A 9,575-nucleotide genomic window follows, 5' to 3' on the forward strand; every position below is an offset into this window, starting at 1 on the left:
AATCCACCCAATCTTTGCAACAGCAGCCTTTCTGTGCTTTATATACATATTGTTTATTACTCCCAAAACGAATCCAAACGTTACAAAGCCAAGACCGATATAACCTGATATTACCAGTAAAAGCCCTATATGAGTTACCGGCACAGGTGATGAAGCGATCTGGAAAGGTACGGGATATATTGTGAAACCAAAGAATTCATTAAAGATAATTCCGAATATTATTGCAATAATAGATGCCGGTATAAGGGCCTTTGCCAGTGTTTTTAATGAGTTTTTCCCCATTATCATAAGCACAAATTTCGATATTTTTTTTGGTATGTGGCTCTTTGCAGGAGGATGGTCTACCCTGTGAATAATGAAAAGTGAAACAAGAAGTATTGCAAGGCCGTATCCCGCATCTCCAACCATTAAACCGAAAAATACTGGAAATACAAGGGCAAAAATCATTGTTGGATCGAATTCATATTCCTCAGGCAGCGAATAGAATCTGATAAAAAACTCAAAGATTCTGAAATGTTTTGGATTGGATAATTTTGTTGGTGGATCTTCCTTTGTTTCTATTTTTTGAATTATAACTGTATTCTTTGAATCTTCATTTAATACAGAAGAAAGCTTTTCATAATCATATTCAGGAATCCATCCTTCCACAGCAAATGCATTTTCTGAAAAAGCTATATTGCTCAATATTTCCTCTTCTTTTACATATATTTCAAGCTGTTCGGTTATCTGAGCTATGGTTTCGTAATATTTATTTGAAAGTGCATTGAGAGATGGTTTAATTCCTTCTATGCTCTTTGATGCTTCTGAAATAGTTTTTTTAACAGATTTTATATTTTCTCCTACTGTTCCTTTCATTTCAGGAACTTTAACCGTATTGTATGTTTTTGATGAGAGCAGGGAAAGAAATTCCGGCTCATTTTTTTTATTTATGGATACAATAAAGTAACCGTTATTTAAATTTATATAAGCTGCATAATCGGTTTTCAAATCTTTAATTTCATCGGATGCATTTATTATAAAGCTTTCAATATAACCATTATTAAGTATGGACATATCTTCCTTGAAGCTGGACATGATATCAAGGGGCTTTAAAGTGAGAGTGCTTTCTCTTATTATTGAATTAAATTTTTCCTCATCGTCCCTTAATGTGTTTAATTCTTCAGTTATGGTTATTTTTGATATGTCTTCAAGAAGTTCTTCTCTTGAATTAAAATATTTTTTATTTTTTACCTTTTTTTCAGGCAGAATTGACAGAAACCCTTTAAATCTGGAAAGGTTTTCAGATAGTGTTTTATAAGTCTGGTTTGAATTGGTTACATTAAATACCTTTGCAACTTCCTGACCTACATTTTCGATCTGGATTACGTTTAAATCGTGCAAGTCATCTATTATTGTATTTTTGTATGAATTCATACCGATAATTCTGATCCTGGCCATCTTTACGGGTTTGAACATTCAATCACTTTTTTTAATATAATCAATTATCATGTTATAGACTTTTTCATCCAGTTTTCTATCCGGTATATCCAGTTTCATGACATTTGCCTTTGCCTTCTGTGTATCAAGAGTATCCGCCATTTTCTTGCTTTCTGATTCCTTTATTTCCTCTATGCCTTTATTATAATCGTTGATAATTTGATTTTCGATACTGGCAGCCTTCTCGTTGCATTCTTCTACCTTATCTTTTAACTGTTTTTCCATGTCCACTTTAAGATCTGATATTGCCTGCTTTTTCGCTTCTTCCTTGCTTTTAATTACCTTTAGCTGATCTATTTCTGTCATTTAATTATCACCATTATTAATATTGCAATAAATGCTATTGCAAGCACTATTTTTATTATTTTTAAGGCCATTTTGATGTTTTCAAATTTTTTTCTGTTATCCATGGCAACCATGCTTAATATTAAAGGTTCCTTATTTATCATTTGCTGAAACCACGTGGCTCTTCACAAACTTAAGTGTGGCAAAGGAATCCCTTTCAGTTTCGTCCAGATGCTCCCTTATTATTTTTAAATTATTTTTAAATCTCGGAATCATTATATTTTCAATTGCGTTTGATCTTCTGTTGGTTTTATCTATTTCCCTTAATAATTTTCTCATTGATGATTCTTTTTGTGCTACTATCAGAAGCTCCATGAAGATTTTGTTGAAAAGCATTATAGCGTCGTATGTGGATGCCGGGACTGATGCTGCAAGATATGAATTGTCTATGATGTTTTTTCCAGGTATGGTTGACATTTCAGGTATTTTTACGCCCATTATATTTTTACCACCGATTTTTATTTCAGGTGAAGAGAACATGTATGAAATACGTTCTATTTCCAGTGTGCCATCTATTATTTCTGCTACTTTTATGGCATTTAATCCCTTTTCTATATCGCTTCTTATATTTTCCCTGAGGCTTTTCACTTCATTATTTATTTTAAAGAATTCCATTACGAGAGACTGACGTTTCATTTTAAGGAGTTCAAGGCCTCTGGAAGCCACTTTTATCCTTTTTTTCGTATTTATTAATTCAATTCTTGTTAACCTGACAGTATTTGCCATTATTTCTCCCATTTTCCATATTTTTGTATATGTGCCGATTTTACTTTTTTCATTTCAGATTCCGGTAAAATTGACAGAAGATCCCAGCCAAGGTTAAGTGTTTCCTCAATGGATCTGTCTGTATTACCCTGGTTAACATATTTGTTTTCAAAATCTTCTGCGAACTGTAAATATTTTTTGTCCGATTCGCTCAGTGCTTCTTCACCAACTATTTCACTTAAAGACCTTGCATCTTTACCCTTTGCATATGATGAATATAACTGATCTGCAAGCCCCCTGTGATCTTCTCTTGTATGGTCTGCGCCAATTCCCTGGTTCATTAAACGGGATAATGATAAAAGCACATCTACCTCTGGATATATATCCTTTCTATTCAAATCCCTTGATAATGTTATCTGTCCTTCAGTTATATATCCTGTAAGGTCCGGAACCGGATTTGTTATATCATCGCCGGGCATTGTAAGAATTGGAATCTGTGTAATTGATCCTTTCCTTCCCTTTATTTTGCCTGCTCTTTCATATATTGTGCTTAAATCTGTATACATATATCCGGGATATCCACGCCTTCCCGGGATTTCCTCCCTTGATGATGATATTTCCCTTAAAGCTTCACAGTAATTTGTCATATCTGTAAGAATAACTAACATATTCATATCCTTTTCATATGCCATATATTCTGCGGTGGTAAGTGCAACACGGGGCAGAATTATTCTGTCCATTGAAGGATCTGATGCAAGATTTAAAAATATTACAGATTCAGATAATGCACCGGAAGTTTCAAATTGCTTCATAAAATAATTTGCTTCTTCGCTGGTTATTCCTATGGCTCCGAAGACGACACCGAACTTTTCATTGCCTTTTAATGTTTTTGCCTGCTTTGATATCTGTGTTGCCAGCCTGTTATGCGATAACCCTGCTCCTGAGAATATAGGAAGCTTTTGCCCCATAACAAGAGTGTTCATTCCATCTATTGTCGATATTCCTGTTTCTATAAATTCACTGGGTTCTTCCCTTGAATATGGGTTAATTGCAGCTCCTGTTATATCCACCTTTTCCTTTGAATATATTTTTGGGCCATTATCTATTGGCTCTCCAAAACCGTTGAATATTCTGCCAAGCATATCGTCTGATACTGGAAGTTTAAATGTGCTCCCTGTAAATGATACGCCGGTACTTTTTGGGCTCATGCTTGTTGTTGAACCAAAAACCTGGACAACTGCAACACCGTTTCTGGTTTCAAGCACCTGCCCTTTCACCGTTTCCCCGTTGTCGAGCAAAACATTAACTATTTCATTGTACGATGCGTTATTGATATCTTCGACAAAGAGGAGCGGCCCATTTATCTGCGAAATCGTTTTATAAATAATATCAGACACTTTCAACACCTTCCATTACATTATTGTATTCATTATTTATTTCCTTTATTATATCACTGTAGAATTTTTCAAAATCATTTTCTGTTATTTCTTTCATCCTGGATATTTTCATCCTGACTGGAAGAGTTGCAGTCTGGGTTACCTTTAATCCTGAATCAATGGCTTTTTCCTGCATATCGTTCAGTGTTTTTATGATCATTAGCATTTCATACTGTTTCTTCATCGAACAGTATGTATCTATATCATCGAAAGCATTCTGCTGGAGAAAATCTTCGCGTATGATTTTTGCAATATCCAGAATATTCTTCTGCTTTTCTGGCAGTGAATCATATCCAACAAGCTGCACAATTTCCTGCAGTTCTGCTTCTTTCTGTAGTATTCCCATCATCAGTGAACGCAATTGTGTCCAGTCCGGATTAACGTTGTTTTTAAACCATCCTGAAAGAGAATCAAGGTATAATGAATAACTGTTAAGCCAGTTAATGGAAGGGAAATGCCTTCTTGAAGCAAGTGATGCATCAAGAGCCCAGAATACTCTTGTTACCCTTAATGTGTTCTGCACAACAGGATCTGAGAGGTCTCCACCTGGAGGCGATACTGCACCGATTAATGTTACTGAACCCGTTCTTTCGTCCTGAGCTATTATCTGTGCATTTCCAGATCTTTCATAGAATTCTGATATTCTCCTTCCAAGGTATGCAGGATATCCTTCTTCACCTGGCATTTCTTCCAGCCTTCCTGATATTTCTCTAAGTGCCTCTGCCCATCTTGAAGTTGAATCTGCCATAAGTGCAACATCATATCCCATATCACGGTAATACTCTGCAATGCTGACACCGGTGTAAATACTTGCTTCCCTTGCTGCAACTGGCATGTTTGAAGTATTTGCTATTAATATTGTCTTTTCCATTAATGGTTTTTTAGATTTTGGATCTTCAAGTTCGGGGAATGTTGATAATATTTCAGTCATTTCATTTCCCCTTTCGCCGCATCCTACATAAACGGTTATATCTGCGTCGGACCATTTTGACAGCTGGTGCTGTATAACAGTGTTATGCAATAATATGGCACCATCGCCGCCTACAAAATTGCTTCCGAAATCTGGAGTGGTTATGTCATAAACATCAAAGGGGCCCGTTATTTCTTCAATGCTATCAAGCCTGTCAAAATAGATGAAATCACCTGGAATGTGATTTAATTTTATATTTTCAACGTTTTCACTGCTTATTAATAGAGTGCCATTTTCTGAATTAACATCCAGATTTTCATTATTGTTATAATTGCTTATTTCAATTTCACTGGATCTTAATTCTTTGTATGAACTATCTGTTTTTCGAACTCCTGCCGGAACAAGGTCTATGGATGTAAATGTATTCTTTCTGGAATCAAAGTATTTTTTAATGCTTTCTATTTTTTCATATTTTTCATTGCCAGAATTTATATTATAGTATAATTTTTTAATTTCATTTATGCCATTTATAAATACCCTGTTGTTTTCAATGGAATGCAATATTCCCAGTCCTGTTAACAGGTATGATAATGATATTGAAACTTTTCTGCCTGCAGTGAATAATTCAATATTGCCATTACGGTAACTTCCATTTGCCAGGTAATAACCCTTTAAAAATGATGATATTGCTTTATTGCCTGATTTCATTATTATATCGTATATACTGGCATTACCTGAAATCAATGTTCCTATGCATTTTGGCAATGCTGTGCTGCTTACTGTTATATTGTTTGCTTTATTATTATCTGTTTTTGCATTTAAATTAAAAACATTTTTCATCAAGTATTTAACACGGTCAATGATATTTTCATCTGAATTTGTAAATACAAATGTGCTTTTGCCTTTTACATTGAAATCAGCAACATAAAGTCCAAGAAGTTCAGCAAGATCTTCAGATATTTTTTTATGAATTGAGTTGGCGCCTGCATTCTGTTTGCCTGATTTGAATTTTCTTATTGAAACTATATGATCTCCCAATTTTAAATTTTTTGCCTCTGTTTCCACTATATTCCCTTCTTCATCAAGCTTAAATAATTTATGTACCGGTGTTATCTTAACCTGCCTTCCAGTTTCGGTCTTTATTTTTATTAAAGAGTCGCTTTTTCCTCTATATATATAATCTGATCTGCTTTCTGAAACTTTTCCATCGTAGAATGAATATGCATTAATGGGTGAATTGAGTTTTATTAAAGTTTCGTTCTCATTCTGGTATTGTATTTCACCGCTGGATAATGCGTTTTTATACAAATTTTCTATTGATTCTATGCTTCCATTGCCCAGAAGCAAAGGAGTATTGCCTGCAACACATTTACCAGATCCAAATGGGCCTGGAACTGCAACTGTACCGCCTTTGGCAACAGGGAAGAACGAGTCTATTACTCTCTGCCCCGTTATAAGCGGAATTTCAGGTGCAAATTTAAGAAAAACTTTTCTTGCCTGCCTTACAGGCCATATTTGCTTTAATTTAATATCAAATTTTTCACTGCCTGATTCTACAGTGCAAACTGTGTCAGATACTTTAAATTTACCTGCCTTTATACTTTTAATTACGCCTTTTACATTGTATGGAACCATGATTTTGTGCATTATTATATCTGTTTCCTGGATTGTGCCGATGATATATCCCTGCTCAACTTCATCGCCTGCTTTTAATACAGGTGTAAAATCCCATTCTTTTTTCTCATCCAGAGGCGGTGCAGTTGCTCCCCTTACTATAAAGTCCCCTGTTTCTGACATAATTATATCAAGAGGGCGCTGAATTCCATCATATATTGATTTTAGCAATCCGGGGCCAAGCTCGACTGACAATGGTTTACCTGTTGAATATACAGGTTCTCCTGGCTTGAGGCCACCTGTATCTTCATATACCTGGATTGTGAATTTATTTTCCACAATTTTTATAACTTCGCCTACAAGACCCATATTCCCAACACGCACTACGTCAAACATTTTACCGTCCAGATCTGTTGCTATTACAACCGGTCCGGATATGCTGTATATTGTTCCCTTATTTTCCATTTAATCACCAATATCAATACCAAGGATTTTTTTTGCCATATCATATATAGATTCTTCTTCCTTTATTCCTGGCAACGGAATAAATATCACAAGAGGATCCATGGATTCTGTGTATAATTTGAGTTCATCATCACTCATATATTTTTCAAAGGACTGTGATACCATAATCACATTATATTTCCTTGAATTGAACAGTTGCTTTAACTCAGTTATTCCATTTTCAGGTTCCGAAATAAATGCATCATTTATGCCTACAAGCTTGAATCCTGTAACCAGTTCCCTTTCACCTATCAGGCAGAGTTCATTCATTTATATCAGCATCCTCTCTATTATATTATTATCAAGCTTATATGACTTGCCCACAATTATTGATCTTAAATTATCCCTTTCCCTTTCAGCGTATAAAACATATGCAAATATATAAAGTGAAGCAGTATCTCTTAACATTACATCAATATATTTCTGGAACAGCGCTTTCCGCATGCTTATTTCAAATAAGCTTAAATTTTTATTTTCATTATAGTAATCCAGTGCCTCGTCTATATTAAAATGCTTAAAAACGGAAAGCAGGTCGATTACATTGCCGGATCTAAAAATATCAGATAGGGATGATTTTGAAAGATTCCCATTTCCTATAATTTTATTTTCTATTTTTTCAAATGGAACTTTCAGTTCAAGTGCCTTTGCAAGTGTAAGAATATTATTTAAATCAACGGTAGTTTTTACATAATTAATAATCTGGCCCTCATCGCCATTATAAAATAATGCATTATTTATGAGGTCACTGTAATAATGATAGTCCATGGCAGAAAGTAAAGATGATATATCTCCAGTTTTCTTATATTCTTCTAATTCTTTTAATAAATAATTAAAACCATAATTAAGAAGATAATTAATTATTGAATCTACATCATTTTTCTCCATGAGTATTCTAAAATCTTCTCTCTTTAGATTCCCGGCATATATCCCAAGGGGAATATCCCTGAAACTCATAATAAAACTATCTGTAGATTTTATTTCATGGTTTATGACTTTAGAAGTGATAATTGCCTTTATGCTTTCTATATCCCATTTTGAAACATATGTCTTCATAAATGATTTGATCTGTGGTGGTATTGCAAAAAGGGCTGTTCTGGCATTGTTTATAACATGCCGGTTAATGGCAGTTATTAATATATTTACATCATCGGTGCTTATTGTAGTTGCCTTATCGATATCTTCTCGATATGACGTTTCATACAATTTTAATCTTATATCCTTAATATCCAGTTCTAGGAGAGATTTAACAAAACTATCGCTAAGATAATCATTAAAATGTATTTTTAACCTTCCATAACTCCCTGAATATGTAGTGTTAATGTAAATCACCATTATTTAATATTTTCATACAGATATGTTTCAATATCATAAGATAGTGAATCGAATATATTGCTCAAACGCATGTCAAGTTCTTTTTTTCCATCAGAGGAAATTGCTATAATTCCTGATTTTACTGATTTATCTTTATTAAAAGTAATTTGATCTGGAAATTTAAAGCTTTGAAGTTTTTCTATTTCTGATTCTCCGCAATATACATTTATTTGTTTACCGAGTTTGTTTACTGCTTCCTCAACCATGGTTTTCAGAAGTTCACCATAATTGGATGATTTGTTAAGAGAAGTAACATAAGATTTTAGCTTTTGCATAGAGTTATTTAATATTTCTTTTTTTCTCTCATCAATAATTTTTTTTGATTGGAGTTTTATATTATCTTCAAACTGTCTGGTTATATTTTTAATATCATACTCAGATTTAATCGCATAATCATTTCTGATTCCTGCCAGTTTTTCATTGCATGATTTCGAAATTGCCTCCATTCTGGCTGCATAATCATCTCTGATTGCCTTAAGTTCTGATTCCGTCGAATTTTCTATTTCATTTAATATATTTTCAAGAGACATAAAACATCTTTTTTATATTACATGCAATAGTAATATAATTCCCAAAACAAAACCTATAATCCATAGCGTTTCCGGTATAACGAAGAAAAACAATACCTGACCGAATTTTTCAGGCTTCTCAGCGATTATACCCATTCCTGCGGCTCCAATACCCTGCTGTGCCATTCCAGTACCTATTAATCCGCCAGCAATTGCAATTGAAGCAGCCAAAGCCAATATAGCGTCTGCAACATCCATAAATATCCTTAAATCTGGATTGAAATAAGTTATATAAAATTATTTATTACTAAAATGTTTGTGTAGTTTATATTTATTTTATGAAAAGATTTAATCCCTCTTTCTTGCTATTAAGAAAGCAAGGATGGATGGTACCAGAACCCAGATAAGGCCTACTGCAACAACTGAATATATGTTAATTCCAACTGAGGAAGCCTTAACTGCTGAATATAAACCGATATGGTAGTCAGCAAGCAAATCCGGAAAATAGGAAGGAGATACTGAATCCAGTATTGCAAGGTCTTTCAAATATCCAATTCCGGTAAATTTAACACGCAAAGCTACCAGTATCACAGGCGAAATAATTGATACCCACATGAAACCAAGAACGAATAACAATCCAAGCCCGGTTCCAAGTACCTGCCCCTGTGTCCTCTCAAATTGTGTGACCAGATATATGATGCCGGC

11 protein-coding genes are annotated in these 9,575 nt (G+C 34.2%); all 11 read right to left on the minus strand.

All coding sequences use genetic code 11. The annotated features are described in order from the left end of the window. A partial coding sequence (locus WKI77_RS06425; RefSeq protein ID WP_337861004.1) for a V-type ATPase 116kDa subunit family protein occupies nt 1-1,455 on the minus strand: 1,455 nt, incomplete at its 3' end. Beyond that, nucleotides 1,456-1,782, minus strand: coding sequence for a hypothetical protein (locus WKI77_RS06430; protein WP_337861005.1), 327 nt, complete (start codon nt 1,780-1,782; stop codon nt 1,456-1,458). Beyond that, a complete protein-coding gene (locus WKI77_RS06435) occupies nt 1,779-1,925 on the minus strand; it encodes a hypothetical protein (protein ID WP_337861006.1) in 147 nt (48 codons plus the stop codon). Before WKI77_RS06435 ends, WKI77_RS06430 begins: the two co-directional genes overlap by 4 nt. Next, nucleotides 1,915-2,547 carry a V-type ATP synthase subunit D gene (locus WKI77_RS06440; protein ID WP_337861007.1) on the minus strand — a complete coding sequence of 211 codons (633 nt, stop codon included), beginning with the start codon at nt 2,545-2,547 and terminating at the stop codon, nt 1,915-1,917. The genes WKI77_RS06435 and WKI77_RS06440 overlap by 11 nt, the downstream gene beginning before the upstream one ends. Then, nucleotides 2,547-3,923 carry a V-type ATP synthase subunit B gene (locus WKI77_RS06445; RefSeq protein ID WP_337861008.1) on the minus strand — a complete coding sequence of 459 codons (1,377 nt, stop codon included), beginning with the start codon at nt 3,921-3,923 and terminating at the stop codon, nt 2,547-2,549. Before WKI77_RS06445 ends, WKI77_RS06440 begins: the two co-directional genes overlap by 1 nt. After that, a complete protein-coding gene (locus WKI77_RS06450; protein WP_337861009.1) occupies nt 3,916-6,951 on the minus strand; it encodes a V-type ATP synthase subunit A in 3,036 nt (1,011 codons plus the stop codon). Before WKI77_RS06450 ends, WKI77_RS06445 begins: the two co-directional genes overlap by 8 nt. After that, nucleotides 6,952-7,260: a V-type ATP synthase subunit F gene (locus WKI77_RS06455; RefSeq protein WP_337861010.1), complete on the minus strand. Its 309-nt coding sequence runs from the start codon at nt 7,258-7,260 to the stop codon at nt 6,952-6,954. It abuts the gene before it with no gap. Continuing rightward, nucleotides 7,261-8,322 carry a V-type ATPase subunit gene (locus WKI77_RS06460; protein WP_337861011.1) on the minus strand — a complete coding sequence of 354 codons (1,062 nt, stop codon included), beginning with the start codon at nt 8,320-8,322 and terminating at the stop codon, nt 7,261-7,263. Next, complete coding sequence (locus tag WKI77_RS06465) at nt 8,322-8,891, minus strand: hypothetical protein (RefSeq protein WP_337861012.1); 570 nt, start codon at nt 8,889-8,891, stop codon at nt 8,322-8,324. Before WKI77_RS06465 ends, WKI77_RS06460 begins: the two co-directional genes overlap by 1 nt. 12 nt (nt 8,892-8,903) lie before the next feature. After that, on the minus strand, nt 8,904-9,128 hold the full coding sequence (locus WKI77_RS06470; RefSeq protein WP_337861013.1) for an ATPase: 225 nt from the start codon (nt 9,126-9,128) through the stop codon (nt 8,904-8,906). A 90-nt stretch (nt 9,129-9,218) separates the two neighbouring features. Continuing rightward, nucleotides 9,219-9,575: hypothetical protein (locus WKI77_RS06475; protein WP_337861014.1), on the minus strand; the 357-nt coding region annotated here is incomplete at its 5' end.

This window comes from Ferroplasma sp. (assembly GCF_037442045.1).
Classification (GTDB): Archaea; Thermoplasmatota; Thermoplasmata; order Thermoplasmatales; family Thermoplasmataceae; genus Ferroplasma.